Below are 15276 nucleotides of genomic sequence, written 5' to 3'. Positions count from 1 at the left end.
AATCAAGGACAGGTGGCACCTTAGCCAATCGGCATCACTCATACTTTACTTTTTGGCTTGGTACTCTTCGTGTTCGGCGTGATAAGTTTTATCTTTATCAAAAATAAGAATAAAATCTCGGTTAGATAACTCAATACAAAGGCATCTCATTCCTTTTTGAATAAAGTGCTTTTTGGTTTGACTTGGTGAAAAATATTTGAATACAAAAAACCGAAGTGTATAACTATTCACTTTGGAGTAGATTCTACTATAGATATATATTTTTTCTATGTCCTACTTCTAATGCTAAAACAATCAACTTTTCATCATCAATCTTTGTAATGACGCGATAATTTCCTATTCTGTATCGCCATTTACCTGCGTAGTTCCCCACAAGTGGCTTACCTGTATATCTAGGATTTTTTGTGCCTTCGATCTGTTTATGTAACCATCTTAATATAGTTGTTGCTTCGAATTTGTCTAGTTTTCTTATTTGCCTATCGAAGGTAGGAGTTGTTCTTACCGAGTAGCTCATTTTTTTTCACCTATATCATACTCCTCTAAAAGAACAGATAAATCATTTGATTTTTTATCTTTCAAATACTCTTCATAGGCTAAATCTCCTATCTTTGCATCATACGCATCTTCTAAAGCATCTAATGTTTTTGTTTTAAGTAATTCAGAGAGACTCTTTCCTTCAAACTTAGCCATTTCATCCAAAAATTTTTTCTCATCTTCTGTCACACGAACTGTAATTGTTGCCATAATATTCCCCTCCTCTGATTTAATTCATAGGCACTTTAATTATAACATACCCTCGAACGAAAGAACACAATTGTGTTCACTTATCGAGATGATTTTTCATCTACTCATCCATAGAGAAACAAAGAATATTCTTATCGTCTATCCCCCTAAATAAGTGTAGAATAGGGTCGTAGCTTGTACATCAAAGAGAGAATTCAACTCATTATGGACACAAATAAGACAAACGAACGATTAAGTGTCCATTTAGACAAGTGAATTGAAAAAAGAAGTTGGCAGCTTATTGTCTGATACATCGCTAGATTACACGATCGATGAAGTTGCCGGACAGGATTGGTGGAATAAAGTAGCGGAGATCAAGAATGAATGGGAATGATCGATGAAGTAAAACTAAAAAATACATAAAAAACCACCAAGTGTCATCTAAATCGATACTTGGTGGTCTTCAAATTTTCAGTAAGCAATCACTGTTACTGCTTGTTCAAACTCTTTTTTTAAATGTTGTAACTGGTATTCTTTAAATTCTGGACGATGCGTTCGTAATAATACGCGTAATTTCATTGGATTGTAACGATCAATCAATTGATATTCATCGATAAAATCTCGTGTCAATTGCCATTCGTAATAATAGCCAAACGGCCGACAACTATACGTCGTTCCTTGGAGTACTTTATCCTCAAACCGTCGATGCGTATGCCCAAAGACGACTTGTTGAAGATTATCGTATTGATCGAGTAGTTTTCCAAATGAAGCTGAACCTAAGAACGCATTGAGTTGGTTCCAACGTTCATAAGGCGCGTTTTGGTAAACAATGAATTCTTGTTTTGGGACAAAATGTGTTGATAAGATCACATTCATTTTCTTTTTGTGTAGCGTATCCAATAATGATCGTGTTGCTTCTACTACTCGATCATTCACTTCTAGATCCGTTCCATCTCGCTCAATCAAGCGGTCATACCAGTACAAACGCTTCATCCGCACGATTTTCTTCACGTCTTTTTCTTCTGAGAATTGGTAATCATACCAACCGTTGATGCCTAATAACACGGTTTTCTCATTTAATGGAATATAGCGCTCATTCAAAAAATGGACGTCTGGAAAATGACTGATCATTGCTTCGCCAGTAACATCGGCTAACTCATGATTGCCAAAATGGAAAGTCGTTGGTAGCCGCTCTGCAAAAAATTCAGCGACTGCGACACAACGATCGACTTTATTGGCGGTATCCCCAGCCAAATGAAGCCGAGTAATCTTTTTTTGTTGTAAGACTTCCCATAAGAGCATTAATTCAGCTTCGCCAAATTGATTGATGTCCACATGTAAGTCACTGATGATCGCTAAATTTCCCATTCTTTTTCCTTCTAAATCTTAGATAGTTGATGTGACGATTTGGAGGTTATTTTTGATGATTCCTCCTGGTCCTTTCAGTTGCAGACTCTTGTAAGTTGGTTCTACTGCTAACGTCGTCGGATTATCCAAATAAACGAGTGCGCTTTTCTTGATTTTGATTGGTCCCATTTGGGTATCGACTACTTCAGAATATAAGCTTAGATCTGCCGATGTTTCTTTTTCTACAATAATCAGACGAAAAGAAGTATCGATTTGGCAAGTGATCCGGCTATTCGCAAATGGTCCATCTCCGTCTTCTACATCTAGCAATAATTGTTCATTGTCATTCACTTTTCCACGAAGCAGTTCTTCCGCTTCTTTTGATACGATAAATTCCATCTTAATCACCTCAATTTTAGCTTAATGATTTTTGTACGAAGTTGCAACTAACTTGTTTTTGGGTGACCTTCCAACCAAGCTTTTTTGGTAATTCCTTTAAGAACGATTGAAATGATTTCTCCTTTTTCTCGTTTTGCATCAGGAATCACAGCTTCTTCTCTCATTCCTAACTTGTCCATCACTCGTCCCGATTTACTATTTTTCGTATTATGATAAGCAAAGATCCTTACGAGATCCATTTTTTCAAAGCCCAATTTCAGAAGCGCTTTTCCAGCTTCCGGCATGATTCCTTTTCCCCAATACTTTTTATTTAAAGCGTAACCTAATTCAGCCGTATCATCGCCTTCTTGTATCCGCAAATCGATCGTACCAATCATCTTGCGGTTTTCTTTCCATTCAATAGCATATTTTCCAAGCGGTGATGCCATAAAAAAATTCGCAACACTGATTTTTGTATCTTCGATCGACTGATGTCGAGGGAAAACAAAGCGGGTCGTTTCTACATCATGGGCATATTCAAATATATCTTCTACGTCTTCCAATGTGATTGGTCTTAAAATCAGACGTTCCGTTTCTATGACACGATTTTCTGCAAACACTAAGTTTCGATTGATCAATAATTCCATGTGCATCCCCTACCTTTTCCTTTAGTTTAAATTACTGTATCGAAATTCACGGAAAGAAGCAAGACAAAACTTAATATCTCCTTAAAATAACAGATTAAATATTGATAAACGAAAAAACTTAAACAATTGCTGAAAAAGAATAATTATTTGTTCACGATTTATTAACAAATTTTAGCTATTGTTATCTTAACAACTAAACAAGCGCTGGAGGTCTTACTTATGACAGAATATATAAAAAGCATTTACTTTATTGAAGAAACACAGAACATTGAAGGATCTTATATTGAAGTTAAAACACTATTTGTTGATGAAGACAAAGAAAAAGCATTATCGATCTATCACAAATTAGCAAAGAAAAAACCAAACTACTTCGGATTGATTTTAAGTGAGTACAAAATCAAAGCGGAGGATAGTTATTTTTATCAACTTTTGAAACGTTGGTCAAAACTGCCAGCTGACTTTTATCGTCAAGTCAAGATCGTCAATTATCAAGCATTAGCCGAAACACATGCTTGATTCTATGCTTTAAGCTTTCTCTAAGGTTCGCCTTGTATCCTTTAATCAAATCAAAGGAGGCGATCTTATGTTCCGACAATGGCTTGCTCACTTTTTCCATGATCCAACCCCACGAATCGATCCTTATGAAGTCGATAATGAATTTACCCTTACACTAGATTTTCCTAACGATCAAACAATCACCCATTGAATCAGAAATGAACGAGTACTTATCTAGTTGATAGGCACTCGTTCATTTCTTGTGTATTCATTGAAAAATTATTTTAGCGCTTGATTGACATCTTCAATCATCAAGTTCATTGATTCAAGTCCACCACCACTCAAATACCATACATCTGGTTGCAATGAAATTACTTGATCATTTTTACCGGCATCTGTTTGTGCCACTAATTCATTGGCAGCTACGTTATCGTTGCTTGTATCTCCACCAATTGCTTTGGTACGATCAATGACAAATAAAATCCCTGGGTTCTTCTCTAAAACATATTCATAAGAAACACTTTGACCATGTGTAGACGCCTCGATTTGATCATCGGCTTGTTTAAAGCCAAATAAATCATGAACGAGTCCGAAACGTGAACCTGAACCATATGCTGAAAGTTGCCCTTCATTCACTAAAGTAACTAAAGCTGTTTGATCAAGCGCACTGGCTTTCTCTTTTACTTCATCAATTTGTTTCGTTAAATCTGTTAATTTTTCTTCTGCCTCTTTTTCTTTATCAAAAATCTTTGCCAATGTTGTCACATTTTCTTGCATCGATTCCCATGGCTTTTCTGCATCCATTGCTAAATATAGTGTTGGGGCAATTTGGCTCAACTGTTCCTGATAATCACTTTGACGACCGGAAATAATAATCAAATCTGGTTGCATCTCATTGATTTTTTCCAAATCAGGTTCTTTGATTCCCCCAGCAGATTCAACTTCTTGATATTTTTCTAAGTAAGCAGGTAGATTTTTAGTTGCCGCTCCTATGACTTTGTCTCCAACACCTAATGCATCAAGCGTATCTAATGATCCATTGTCGAACACTACAACTTTCTCAGGGTTTTGTTGCACTTCTACAGACTCACCATTGCTATCTTTGACTGTCAACATTGTATCCGTTGCGACAGTACTTGATGCTGTTGTTTCACTCGTTTGTGCTTCGTTATTTCCACATGCTGCTAATCCTAATGATGCTATGACTAAAAATCCTAAAACTATTTTCTTCATTTTGACGCTCCTTCGTAGTTTTTAGAAATAAAGACAAAATCTGCGTCCTTCGATTTCACAGATTCGAATGTCCATTTCGTATAATTGATCTAGTACTTCTTTTTTAATAATATCGTTCGTTTTGCCTTGTCTAAATAACTTCCCTTGTTTCATTGCGACGATCTCATCTGCGTAACTCGCTGCAAAGTTGATATCGTGTAACACAATGATGATCGTTTTTCCTAATTCTTGTACAAGGCGCTTTAAAATTTGCATGATTTGTACCGCAAAATTCATATCGAGATTATTGAGTGGTTCATCCAGCAAAATGTAATCAGTATCTTGCGCAAGAACCATCGCAATATACGCTCGCTGCAACTGACCCCCAGAAAGCGTGTCGATCGTTTGGTCCTTCAGTTCTTCCAACCCTAGATGCTGGAGTGATTCTTCGATGATCTGATGGTCTTTCGTTGTCAGCTTTCCTTTCGAATAAGGAAAACGCCCGAACGATACAAGCTCCTCGACTGTGATTTTCATACTGATCTCATTGGATTGTTTCAAAATAGCTAGTTTTTTTGCCATCTCTTTGGACTTCCAAGCTTTTACTTCATTGTGATCCAAGTAGATCTCACCTGCATCTTTAGGAATCAAGCGACTGATCATAGAAAGAACGGTTGACTTTCCTGCGCCGTTTGGACCGATGAAGGCTGTCAATTGTTGATCCGAGATTTCCAATTGCAAGGCCTCGACGACCGTTTTTCCTTGGTAAGACTTCTCGACACTATTCAAATTAATCATCCCAGTTCCTTCCTTTCTCGAATCAATTTTGTAATAAAGTAAATACCCCCTGTGAACTCTACAACTACACTGACCGTCGTGTTCCACCCAAACACTTGCTCAACGATCAATTGTCCCCCAGTCAAAAACAAGAAAGCAATCAAAAAACTTCCTAATAGTAAAACACCATGACGATACGTTGCAAACAAACGATAGCTGACGTTTGCGACAATAAATCCAAGAAAGGTGATTGGTCCCACCAAAGCAGTGGCTGTTCCTGTCAACAAGCTGACACAACAAAGAATAGAAAATTGAAAACGCTCTGTCTCAATCCCAAGGTTCGTTGCTTGATCCTTCCCTAGATGAAAGACATCCAGAAAATGTCTTTTATAAAAAAGGAACACCCAACAACAGCCAATCAACAATGCAGCAGGTAGGAGGTAGGCAGTCTGGACATTACCGAAGCTAGCAAACAACTTCCCTTGCAACAAATCATATTCATTCGGGTCCATCACCACTTGTAAAAACGTACTGATACTATTGAAAAGTGTCCCTAAAATCATCCCAGTCATCAATAATAAGAATAAGTTAGGAGCTTCTTTTCGTAATAAAAAGAAAAATAATAACTGGCTTAAGCCAACCATCAATGCCACGTTGACTAAGAAAAAGCCTGTGCCTGTTTGCTGAAGCATCGTCACCCCACCAATCAAGAAAAAGAGGAGGGTTTGAACAAGTACATAGAGGGAATCGAGCCCTAACACAGAAGGTGTCAAAAATTGATTTTGGGTAATCGTTTGGAAACTAACGGTCGCACTGCTCGTCGCGAGTGCCACTAAAATGAACGCCATGATTTTTTTGCTTCGTAAGGCCCATGCAAATGCCCAATTACCATACGTATTGATGGTCAAATAACCAATCGTCACACCAATCACGAGTAGAGACAAAATAAAAAATAGACCAGTGATCTTTTTACCCATGTTTGCGCCCCCTTACTAACAAGTAAAGGAAAATCAAACCACCGATGATCCCTACGATGACGCTGACTGGGATTTCATAAGGAAAAATCACAAGACGAGCGATCATGTCACAGATAAGCAAAAAGATACTACCAAAAATGGCGGTAATTCCTAACGTTTTATGTACCTGATCCCCATAGAGCTTTGCTGTGATATTTGGAATGATCACTCCCAAGAAAGGAATCGTCCCAACCATGATCAAAGTGATCGCACTGGCTAAAGAAACAAGACCAATCCCTAGTAGTTGCATGTTGCGATAATTCATCCCTAAATTCACTGCGAACGATTCACCTAAGCCTACGATCGTAAATTGATAGGCAAAAAAAGATAAGATAAGTAATAAAGGAATCGTTACATACAATAATTCATAATTTCCCCGCATGACTGTTGCAAAATTTCCTTGTAGCCATGAAGACATGTTTTGTACTAACTGAAACTGATAGGCGAAAAATGTTGCAGCAGAGCCGATAATATTTCCTAGCATCACGCCGATCAATGGTAACATCAGCTGATTTTTTTGTGGAAAAAATCGTGCAAAAGATAAAAATAAGAGCGTACCTACAAACGCAAATAAAAATGCAGTTGCTGAACGAATCCACAAAGAAGCATTCGGTAAAAAGAGCATCACCACTAAGATACCCAATCTCGCACTATCCATCGTGCCAGCTGTCGTTGGTGAAACAAATTTATTTTGAGTCAGATGTTGCATGATCAACCCACAAATACTACTCGTTGCCCCTACCAGTACTAAACAAATCGTTCGCGGAAAACGTGTCGCCAACAACAATTGCATACTCTGTCCTTCAAATCGGATAATCTCCATGAATTCCACTCGAGACACGCCAATAAATAGCGAACATATACTTAAAATAACTAAAAAAACCATCAAGCGACCCACGCGCATTTCCCTTTACCTCGCTAACTGAGAATGATTCTCATTCTTATTCTAAGTGAAGCATTGAACAAAAGCAACCGTTTTTTAATGAAATAAGAGCAATCCCTATAAATTTTAGAATACGTGTACGATACAAAAATAAAATTCATTTTTGTTTCTGACCTTAAAAATGTGGGAAGCTATTTCTCAATTTCTGCCTTAATGCTTGGAGCTAAACGACTTTCTCACCACCTGGCTACACGGTGATCCAAAAGCTAACCTTCAACACTAAGCTAGAAAATGACAAAATATGAAAAACTATTTTTCAATTTTCTAGCTTACTGATCAGGTCAAAATGCTTCTGTCACAACCTCTATGTTATAATGACTTAAAACAACAAAGGAGGAAATTGGATGGCATCAGATGAATTGAAAAATCATTTGGACAAAGGAATGTATGGCACGCCCTTGGTCAACCCAGAAGAACAGCATAAATACCTAGGTACCTTTCGTGAACGTTGCTACCTCAGTATGACCGTTGCTGAAATGAATGAGCCGACAAATAAAGAAAAGTTCCTACAAGAACTAGAGAAACGACCAGAAGCATTTATTCTGATAAACGGGACCTTACCCCTGGATATCCAGAATCAATACATCCAATTGGCAACGAAAAACCAAACGAAATTCACTGTTGTAAATGATCATGTTTCCGAAGATCCGGAAAGTATTGGTCTACTGATCGCAAGCAAAGAAGCAGTGAATGAACCTGTGATCGATGTAGAAGAAAAATATCCAACGAAGCAAGAGGAAGAAGTACCCAAGAAAAAAAGCTTTTGGGACCGATTATTCAAGTGATTTCAAAAGGCAAACTAAATTTTTGAGTTTCTAATCAAAACTTGTCAGCGTTCGGATGCTCCTCTAGCAAAACAAAAATCATTCACAAACTAGATAAATCTAGTAATGTGGATGATTTTTTTGTTTATTACAATCGTTATTAAGTTATTAAGTTTTTAATTTTTTACGATTTGTAGTTTCATTGGTTCAATAGTTTCAATTTTTTGCTCCATTCCTAGGTAGTTTCCACATATTTTGATTTATCATGAACTATTTAAAATATGTGCCTTTGTCATACAATTATTGATTGCTAACACTCACTGAAAGCATCATCCCAAAACAAAGTTCTACAATTTCCTGATTTTCTTTAAAAATCTTTAGATACATGTCTTTCTTTTTTAGTTCTGTAATATTGTAAAAATCTCCATAAAAAACATCTGCTTCTTTATAAGTCAAAAATACACTGATTTGGTTTTCATAAGTCCTTATAAAGATTTTCAGCTTAAAATCACCTCGGGAAATTTTATACATGATATTACCATCACCTATATTATCAGTTATACTCTCACCTTCTGATAGGAAAAGCTCCATCAATTCTAACTCATCATATTTCATTTTCTTATCTCCCTTACTTAGGAATCACTGTAATTACTAATCCCAAATCATTAATTATTACTGTAACATCACTAGTTTCTAACTTCCATGTATTTATTTGATTTCCACGGGTTTTCACACCCTTGGATATAGCATTTTCGATTACTGATGGCGGAATATTCCTTGGCTGTACATATTTTTTTATGAAATCACTATACTCATTTGTTCCAGGAATATATCCCATATTTTTTGCGATTTTTTGTGCTCTAATATTCAATTGTGCTCTAACTTCTGGTATATCAGGTGCCATTCTTTCTAGAGCATGGCTAGAGTATTTACGGCCATTTATATTTGCACCTTCTCTATTTAAACTCCAAGATGACTTATCAATATCCCACCCACTCGCCTCCTCAATCTTACCATTCTCCACCTGCTTCACACCAGTAGTCGTCAATACTTTGTATGAGGCGTAAGTAAAGCCTAAGACCATTAAGGCTTGACCGAGTTCGGATTCGTTGATCCATGTGTAGCCGTCTTTAACGTATTGCGAGGTAGAGACGATACTGCCTAAGAGTGGGTCTAGTTTTTCGCCGGTTTCGTAATTGACACCTTGACGCCATGCTGCATTGACTTTCTCTTGGTAGGTATCGTACGTCATGAATTGGATCAGTTCAGGGTCTAAGTAGTGACCTACTTTCGTGACATATTGATACAGCTCGGGATTCACGATGCCGTAGCCTGATTGCTTGTCTTCGATTTTCCAAAAGACACGTGGGTTGCCCTCGTTATCGTGAATAATGAGAGCATAGACGTTGTACTTTTCTAGTTCTTTGTTTTTAGTTGGATCGATGCCTTTTTTCTCGTTGTCTGCTTGTTGCCATTTGTCTTGGATCGTAGTTGTCCAGGACAAATCTTTTGGCATAGAGAATGTTTTCGTTTGGCTATTCCAAGCAGTTTTCGTTTGAGCAAGTCCTTGATTGACTGCTTGTTCGAGACTTTTGATTTCTGTAAAAAATTGCGCGGAGCTTTGGTTGTAAGCTAAGAGTTTTTGGAGTTTTTCTTCCAGTTTGTGTTTCAAATCATGATACATCGTGAGTAACAACGTATTCTGACTGAGTTGAAAGCTTTGATGTTCTTCTGGCATATAAGGTGAAAGAAGCAATTGTCTTATTCCCTCGGCTTGAGTGATATACTGATTCATTTGGCGAATCTGTGCTTCTAATTCGGATTGTTTCAAGCTGATGGAATCAACTTGATTTATGTATTCCTGTGGAAATCGTTTTGCTGCTTTTTCGACCGCTTCGGAGAGTAAGATTCCTCCTTGCACGAGTGGGTAAAGTACTTGGGAAAAATAGGCTTTCGCAGCGTCGTAGGTTTTCCCTTGGAGATTGGGCGTTTGTAAAGTGAATTGAGTGATGGCTTGTTGGAGATTTTGGTAATCAGTGACTTGTTTTTGGCAGAAGTGGCTGGCACTCGTAGCTTGGGCTAAAGAATCGGACAGGTACATCTCAATACTCATATGTTGTTCTCCTTATATATATTGGTCTATTTACTACTTTCTCTAAAAATTCCTCCTTACATTTTTAAAACGCTTTCACAAAACATTATAACAAACCATTGCTATCTATAAGATGAAAGTTCGATTAGATAGGTGTTGTTACCTAATTTTATCAAGTTTGTCGTACTCCTTTGTCTTTTTTAATCGTAGAGATTGGACGACTCGTCATACCTTCACTCCTAGACTATAAGCAGTGCTCAGTAGTAATTATTTCAAAAAATAAGCAACTTGATCCAAACAGATAAGCTGTTTTTGGATCAAGTTGCTAAATGTGGCTGAATACTTTTGATACAGCCCTTATTCACGACTTATTTTAGTTCTTTTTTGGTGTGCTGATCACTTCAGGATACAACAGCTCTAAGACATTCATTGTCAGTCTTCTGCCTTGGCCAGCAAATGGATAGACGTGCATGTGCATTGCTGGATTGAAGTTCGCTTCGATGATGCCATAGGCTTGGTCATCTGTTTGAGGATCAATATCTTTATCAGGAATGATCAAATCGATCCCACTGATTTTTGCGCCTAAGGCTTCTACCGCTTGTTGGGCAATTTGTTTATATGCTTCGGAAAATTCATCTGTTACGTCGATTGAATCGCCACCTGTACTGATATTGGAATTTTCGCGTAAATACACGATTTGATCTTTTTCAGGTACAGAATGGATGGTTAGTCCTTGCTCTTTTAACATCAACTGCTCAAGTTCACCTAACTGAATCAATTCCAATGGTGCACGATGGTGACTGCCTCTTAATGGATCTAGGTTTTTTTCAGCGACAAGTTCTTCCACCGTCCGTTTTCCGTCACCCACAACATTGGCAGGAATACGAAGTAAGATCGCTTTTACTTGCCCATCGATCACAAAGAAGCGATATTCTGTTCCAGGCATGAATGCTTCAACTAGTACAGAAGTATCTTCACGAAAAGCGATTGCTAAACCCGCCTGGTAATCTTCTAAAGATGCTCCTTCTTTGAAGATCGTGATCCCTAACCCATAATTTGTCGATTTAGGTTTAATAACAAAGGCTTGTTCTGCAAATCGTGGATACGCGTTCAAAGCCTCTTCGATTGAAGTAAATTCGGCTCCTTCAGGTACACGGAATCCGGCCTCTTTTAGCACTTTTTTAGTGACTGTTTTATTTTCCATGATCAATGGCACAATGTAGCTGTCTTTACTTGTCATATTGGCATTTTTCACATATTCGATATGCTCTTGATGCTGTAGACGTAAAAATTGATCTGATTCATCTATGACCTTTACTTCGATGCCCTTTTGGATCGCATCAAACATCAGAATCTGTGTCGACAGTTCCATGTCACGAAATCCCGCTAATTGATACGAACGTTCATGACTTTCTTCTTCATACTGTTTTCCTAAAGTATAAGCAAAGTCATGTTGGCTTGTTTGTTGTGCTTGCTGATAAATCTTGCCTGCCAATGTTTCACGTGGTTCATCCAATTGTGCGATCATGTCATCGATCAATGGTAGGCGTTCGGATTGTCCTAAAGCTACAAGCATCTCTTTCATTCCTTGAAGAAGTAGCATTCCTTCATCATAAAAAGCAGTTTGATCCATAGGGTTTTCTAACGACACGTGTTCATTTCGCTGCTCGCCTTCTTCGACCCATGCATCGACTGCTACGTCATGTTCCATCCATAGCATATACATTAAGAACGATTGTAAAAACTGAACTTGTGCTTGACTGATCCCTACACGTGCGTAAGGATTTAAATCAATATTTCTCAGTTCAATATAGCGAATACCTGATTTTGCTAAATCAGCTACACGTTTTCCACCACGAAAACGGATTGGTGCATAGAATTCCTTTTCTTCGGATAACTTGCCTTCTTCCACCATTTTTTCAATATCGGTTAAATATTGTTGCATTGACGCATAGGATACTTTGACATTCGGATGGTTCGTATAACCATAGGAACTATTACGAATACTGCGTACCGGTTCTGCTGGTGCTGGCTTGCCGACAAAATAGTGGTCTTCACTTAGAGGTGACGCCCCAAACAAATAAGTGATCAACCAACGATAACGCAAGAAGTTCTGTGCTGTTTTAAAATATAATTCTGTTTTAAATGCTGCAAAGTCGGTAAACTCTGTTTGTTGTACAAACAAGGATTGTAAAAGATCATCACCAAACTCAAAGTTGAAATGGATGCCACTGACCATTTGCTTGCGTTTGCCATATTCCTTTGCTAAATAACGACGATACAAGACATCTTCAAAATTAGAAAGCTTCGCGATCATAATCTCTTCGTCTTTTTCAGGTAAAGCCGGAGGCATGCTCAAAGGCCAGATCATTTCATCATCTGCCATTGAGCGTGAAGCAACGTCGTAGATTGCTTCCAAGTATTTAAAAAGTTCGTTGATAGAATCCGTGACCGGAGTAATCAATTCGACTTGAGTTTCACTGAAATCTGTCTGGATGTATGGATGATACGTACGATCCCCAAAAATCTCAGGATGATCGGTTGTTGCCAACTTTCCAGAGAAGTTCACACGTTGCCCTTCACGTTCAACCCCAAAACGAGCTTGACTAATGAACGGTAGTGAACGAGGATGCAGTAATAATTCTTTATAGTTCATGGTTAAATGTCCTCCAATTCATATGTTTCATTATAGTAAAAACCGCCAAGAAAAAGAATGAAATTGTTTGAAAATGAGAAAAAAGGGGTGTTTTTTTAAAAAAACAGCTGATATTGTAGGAAAATGACTCCAAACTGAACAATAAGATAGCACATAGCCAGACAGGACAGTCAAAAAAATCGCTGGTTCATTTTTGATTTATACTCAAAATATTGTTCCTTAAATATCGCTAGTCCATTGGAAAGAGAAAAAAGAGCCTGAAACAAACGGAACCTCTTCAAAAATAAAGGGAAAACCACGGAAATTTAAAGAACGATTTCCGTGGCTTCTTTTTTATTTCTTGAAGTTGAACACCTTTGTTACAAGCTCTTTAGATGAACTTATGCTCATATACTGTTTATTCTTCTTTCAATAAGCCTTTAAATAGACCGATGACAAAGTCATTTGGATCAAAAGCTTCTAAATCATCGATTCCCTCACCCAAACCAACAAGTTTGACCGGCAGGTGCAATTCATTACGAATGGCTAAGACGATTCCACCTTTAGCTGTACCGTCTAATTTTGTTAAAACTAGCCCTGTTACATCAGAGGTTTCTTTGAACTGTTTCGCTTGGACCATGGCATTTTGCCCTGTCGTCGCATCTAACACAAGTAAGATCTCATGTGGTGCTTCTGGTAATTCTCGTTGGATCACACGTTTGATCTTCTCTAATTCGTTCATCAAATTGACTTTGTTTTGCAGACGTCCAGCTGTATCAACAAGTAAAATATCTGCTTGTTTTTCTTTGGCTTTTTCGATGGCATCGTAAACGACTGCCGCAGGATCACCACCAGCTTTGCCTCGAACCACTTCAACTTCTGCACGTTCTCCCCAAACAACTAACTGATCGATCGCACCCGCACGGAAGGTATCTGCTGCGGCTAACAATACCTTTTTGCCTTCCGTTTTGTATTGATGTGCTAATTTACCGATACTCGTCGTCTTTCCTACACCATTGACACCAACAAAGAGGATCACTGTCAATCCTTCTTCTTGGAGGTTCAATGTATTGACTTCATCGATGCCTTCTTGCTCATAAAGCTCAACTAATTTTTCGATAATCGCATTTTGGATCTCAGCTGGTTTCTTGGCGTTTCTTAGCTTCACTTCTTGGCGTAACGCTTCAGTGATCTTGATGGCTGTTTCAAAGCCGACATCTGCACCGATCAATGTTTCTTCCAATTCTTCGAAGAAATCTTCATCGACCGTACGGAAATTCGCAAACAGTTCATTCATTCGTTCACCGAACGTTTTACGGGTCTTTTCTAGACCCTTATCATATTTCTCTTGTACTTCTACTTCTTCTGGTGCTTCTTCACCAGTAAAGGCTCGTTTGATCTTATCAAAAAATCCCATAGTATACCTCCTTTACACTAAAACAAATTGTTGGATCGCTTTTGCTACCCCATGTTCGATGTTACTTGCCGTGACATGATCAGCGGCTTCTTTGACAAAAGGTACCGCATTTTCCATGGCTACACCAAGTCCTGCGTATTCGATCATCGGTAGATCATTTTCCTCATCTCCGATTGCCATGATCTCACTACGTTCAAGTCCTAAATCTTTTGCTAATAAAGAAATACCATATGCCTTAGTGACACCTTTTGGCATAAATTCTAATAAAACATTGCGCGTTTTGATAATCTCATACGACTCATAATAAGCGCTTGGAATCTCCTTGATTTTTGCATCTAGTTCTTCTTGCTCATAGGCAATGACTGCTTTGTTCAACACAAACTCATCTGTAATATCAGCTAGTACTGCTGGTTGGAATTGCAATAAGTTGTTTAATACATTGTACAACGATTGCTTTTGAGGCGCACTAGGTAATTGCAAGACGACATTATCTGATAAGACGTCTAACGGCAAGTCTAGTTCTTGTGCCAACGCATAAAGACGATGGATATCAGACACAGACATCGCTTTTTTCTCGATGATTTCACCTGTATCGTTCTTTTGGACTAAGCCACCGTTGAAGGTAATGCTATAATCGCCTTCTTCGACTAAACCTAATTCTTGTAAATAGTGAGCCATCGCTGCTAACGGACGCCCCGTGCATAAAACGATTTTTACCCCTTGTGCTTTTGCTTGAGCCAAAGCTTGTTTATTCTCAGATGAGATTTTCTTTTCTTCGTTCAATAGTGTTCCGTCTAAATCGATAGCGATTAATTTGATCATTTCGTCCC

17 protein-coding genes are annotated in these 15276 nt (G+C 38.1%); 3 read left to right on the top strand and 14 right to left on the bottom strand.

The window, feature by feature from the left end:
* Positions 1 to 247: 247 nt before the first annotated feature.
* The 5 genes from IGJ00_RS00780 to IGJ00_RS00760 all read right to left on the bottom strand — a co-directional run bounded on the left by IGJ00_RS00780 (position 248) and on the right by IGJ00_RS00760 (position 3095).
* Positions 248 to 514 (bottom strand): type II toxin-antitoxin system RelE family toxin, encoded by a 267-nt coding sequence (locus tag IGJ00_RS00780; RefSeq protein WP_071868044.1) that lies wholly within the window; start codon positions 512 to 514, stop codon positions 248 to 250.
* Complete coding sequence (gene relB, locus IGJ00_RS00775) at positions 511 to 744, bottom strand: type II toxin-antitoxin system RelB family antitoxin (protein WP_071868045.1); 234 nt, start codon at positions 742 to 744, stop codon at positions 511 to 513. The genes IGJ00_RS00780 and relB overlap by 4 nt, the downstream gene beginning before the upstream one ends.
* 450 nt (positions 745 to 1194) lie before the next feature.
* Positions 1195 to 2091, bottom strand: a complete 897-nt coding sequence (locus IGJ00_RS00770) for a metallophosphoesterase (RefSeq protein ID WP_023518919.1) — start codon at positions 2089 to 2091, stop codon at positions 1195 to 1197.
* A gap of 18 nt (positions 2092 to 2109) precedes the next feature.
* On the bottom strand, positions 2110 to 2469 hold the full coding sequence (locus IGJ00_RS00765) for an iron-sulfur cluster biosynthesis family protein (RefSeq protein ID WP_010734414.1): 360 nt from the start codon (positions 2467 to 2469) through the stop codon (positions 2110 to 2112).
* Between the two features lie 47 nt (positions 2470 to 2516).
* Complete coding sequence (locus tag IGJ00_RS00760; RefSeq protein WP_010734415.1) at positions 2517 to 3095, bottom strand: GNAT family N-acetyltransferase; 579 nt, start codon at positions 3093 to 3095, stop codon at positions 2517 to 2519.
* A 219-nt stretch (positions 3096 to 3314) separates the two neighbouring features.
* Between IGJ00_RS00760 and IGJ00_RS00755 the strand changes: the two genes are divergently transcribed.
* Both IGJ00_RS00755 and IGJ00_RS00750 read left to right on the top strand, forming a co-directional pair.
* Positions 3315 to 3611, top strand: coding sequence for a hypothetical protein (locus tag IGJ00_RS00755; protein ID WP_010734416.1), 297 nt, complete (start codon positions 3315 to 3317; stop codon positions 3609 to 3611).
* A 67-nt stretch (positions 3612 to 3678) separates the two neighbouring features.
* Positions 3679 to 3801 (top strand): hypothetical protein, encoded by a 123-nt coding sequence (locus IGJ00_RS00750; protein ID WP_254905451.1) that lies wholly within the window; start codon positions 3679 to 3681, stop codon positions 3799 to 3801.
* A 68-nt stretch (positions 3802 to 3869) separates the two neighbouring features.
* Here IGJ00_RS00750 and IGJ00_RS00745 read toward each other — a convergent pair whose 3' ends face one another.
* From IGJ00_RS00745 to IGJ00_RS00730, 4 genes are read right to left on the bottom strand one after another with little or no spacing between them, the layout of a single operon-like run.
* Positions 3870 to 4823, bottom strand: coding sequence for a siderophore ABC transporter substrate-binding protein (locus IGJ00_RS00745; RefSeq protein ID WP_019723617.1), 954 nt, complete (start codon positions 4821 to 4823; stop codon positions 3870 to 3872).
* Between the two features lie 21 nt (positions 4824 to 4844).
* A complete protein-coding gene (locus IGJ00_RS00740; protein WP_023518917.1) occupies positions 4845 to 5600 on the bottom strand; it encodes an iron ABC transporter ATP-binding protein in 756 nt (251 codons plus the stop codon).
* Complete coding sequence (locus tag IGJ00_RS00735; protein WP_071868048.1) at positions 5597 to 6556, bottom strand: iron chelate uptake ABC transporter family permease subunit; 960 nt, start codon at positions 6554 to 6556, stop codon at positions 5597 to 5599. Before IGJ00_RS00735 ends, IGJ00_RS00740 begins: the two co-directional genes overlap by 4 nt.
* The gene (locus tag IGJ00_RS00730; protein ID WP_161641700.1) at positions 6549 to 7499 is read right to left on the bottom strand and encodes an ABC transporter permease; all 951 of its coding nucleotides are present in this window, start codon (positions 7497 to 7499) and stop codon (positions 6549 to 6551) included. Before IGJ00_RS00730 ends, IGJ00_RS00735 begins: the two co-directional genes overlap by 8 nt.
* Before the next feature lie 383 nt (positions 7500 to 7882).
* Here IGJ00_RS00730 and IGJ00_RS00725 point away from each other — a divergent pair, with 383 nt between their 5' ends.
* Complete coding sequence (locus IGJ00_RS00725; protein WP_071868050.1) at positions 7883 to 8323, top strand: YueI family protein; 441 nt, start codon at positions 7883 to 7885, stop codon at positions 8321 to 8323.
* Between the two features lie 279 nt (positions 8324 to 8602).
* On the opposite strand, the gene IGJ00_RS00720 is transcribed toward IGJ00_RS00725, so the two are convergent.
* The 5 genes from IGJ00_RS00720 to IGJ00_RS00700 form a co-directional block, all read right to left on the bottom strand.
* Positions 8603 to 8917, bottom strand: coding sequence for a hypothetical protein (locus IGJ00_RS00720; protein WP_071868051.1), 315 nt, complete (start codon positions 8915 to 8917; stop codon positions 8603 to 8605).
* A gap of 13 nt (positions 8918 to 8930) precedes the next feature.
* Positions 8931 to 10415 (bottom strand): LXG domain-containing protein, encoded by a 1485-nt coding sequence (locus tag IGJ00_RS00715; protein ID WP_233433745.1) that lies wholly within the window; start codon positions 10413 to 10415, stop codon positions 8931 to 8933.
* 352 nt (positions 10416 to 10767) lie between these two features.
* Positions 10768 to 13050, bottom strand: coding sequence for a bifunctional glutamate--cysteine ligase GshA/glutathione synthetase GshB (gene gshAB / locus IGJ00_RS00710; RefSeq protein WP_071867764.1), 2283 nt, complete (start codon positions 13048 to 13050; stop codon positions 10768 to 10770).
* Between the two features lie 397 nt (positions 13051 to 13447).
* Entirely contained in the window at positions 13448 to 14446 is a 999-nt protein-coding gene (gene ftsY, locus IGJ00_RS00705; RefSeq protein ID WP_071867765.1) for a signal recognition particle-docking protein FtsY, read from the bottom strand.
* Between the two features lie 12 nt (positions 14447 to 14458).
* Positions 14459 to 15268, bottom strand: coding sequence for a Cof-type HAD-IIB family hydrolase (locus IGJ00_RS00700; RefSeq protein ID WP_142433298.1), 810 nt, complete (start codon positions 15266 to 15268; stop codon positions 14459 to 14461).
* Positions 15269 to 15276 lie beyond the last annotated feature (8 nt).

This window comes from Enterococcus sp. AZ062 (assembly GCF_051715065.1).
Classification (GTDB): domain Bacteria; phylum Bacillota; class Bacilli; order Lactobacillales; family Enterococcaceae; genus Enterococcus_B; species Enterococcus_B mundtii.
Note: the sequence above shows the minus strand (reverse complement) of the source record. Positions and strands in the feature narration are given on the sequence as shown.

Excerpts from the sequence above, each read along its gene's own strand:
- IGJ00_RS00780 (WP_071868044.1), bottom strand. The coding sequence starts at position 514 with ATGAGCTACTCGGTAAGAACAACTCCTACCTTCGATAGGCAAATAAGA.
- relB (WP_071868045.1), bottom strand. The coding sequence starts at position 744 with ATGGCAACAATTACAGTTCGTGTGACAGAAGATGAGAAAAAATTTTTG.
- IGJ00_RS00770 (WP_023518919.1), bottom strand. The coding sequence starts at position 2,091 with ATGGGAAATTTAGCGATCATCAGTGACTTACATGTGGACATCAATCAA.
- IGJ00_RS00765 (WP_010734414.1), bottom strand. The coding sequence starts at position 2,469 with ATGGAATTTATCGTATCAAAAGAAGCGGAAGAACTGCTTCGTGGAAAA.
- IGJ00_RS00760 (WP_010734415.1), bottom strand. The coding sequence starts at position 3,095 with ATGGAATTATTGATCAATCGAAACTTAGTGTTTGCAGAAAATCGTGTC.
- IGJ00_RS00755 (WP_010734416.1), top strand. The coding sequence starts at position 3,315 with ATGACAGAATATATAAAAAGCATTTACTTTATTGAAGAAACACAGAAC.
- IGJ00_RS00750 (WP_254905451.1), top strand. The coding sequence starts at position 3,679 with ATGTTCCGACAATGGCTTGCTCACTTTTTCCATGATCCAACCCCACGA.
- IGJ00_RS00745 (WP_019723617.1), bottom strand. The coding sequence starts at position 4,823 with ATGAAGAAAATAGTTTTAGGATTTTTAGTCATAGCATCATTAGGATTA.
- IGJ00_RS00740 (WP_023518917.1), bottom strand. The coding sequence starts at position 5,600 with ATGATTAATTTGAATAGTGTCGAGAAGTCTTACCAAGGAAAAACGGTC.
- IGJ00_RS00735 (WP_071868048.1), bottom strand. The coding sequence starts at position 6,556 with ATGGGTAAAAAGATCACTGGTCTATTTTTTATTTTGTCTCTACTCGTG.
- IGJ00_RS00730 (WP_161641700.1), bottom strand. The coding sequence starts at position 7,499 with ATGCGCGTGGGTCGCTTGATGGTTTTTTTAGTTATTTTAAGTATATGT.
- IGJ00_RS00725 (WP_071868050.1), top strand. The coding sequence starts at position 7,883 with ATGGCATCAGATGAATTGAAAAATCATTTGGACAAAGGAATGTATGGC.
- IGJ00_RS00720 (WP_071868051.1), bottom strand. The coding sequence starts at position 8,917 with ATGAAATATGATGAGTTAGAATTGATGGAGCTTTTCCTATCAGAAGGT.
- IGJ00_RS00715 (WP_233433745.1), bottom strand. The coding sequence starts at position 10,415 with ATGAGTATTGAGATGTACCTGTCCGATTCTTTAGCCCAAGCTACGAGT.
- gshAB (WP_071867764.1), bottom strand. The coding sequence starts at position 13,050 with ATGAACTATAAAGAATTATTACTGCATCCTCGTTCACTACCGTTCATT.
- ftsY (WP_071867765.1), bottom strand. The coding sequence starts at position 14,446 with ATGGGATTTTTTGATAAGATCAAACGAGCCTTTACTGGTGAAGAAGCA.
- IGJ00_RS00700 (WP_142433298.1), bottom strand. The coding sequence starts at position 15,268 with ATGATCAAATTAATCGCTATCGATTTAGACGGAACACTATTGAACGAA.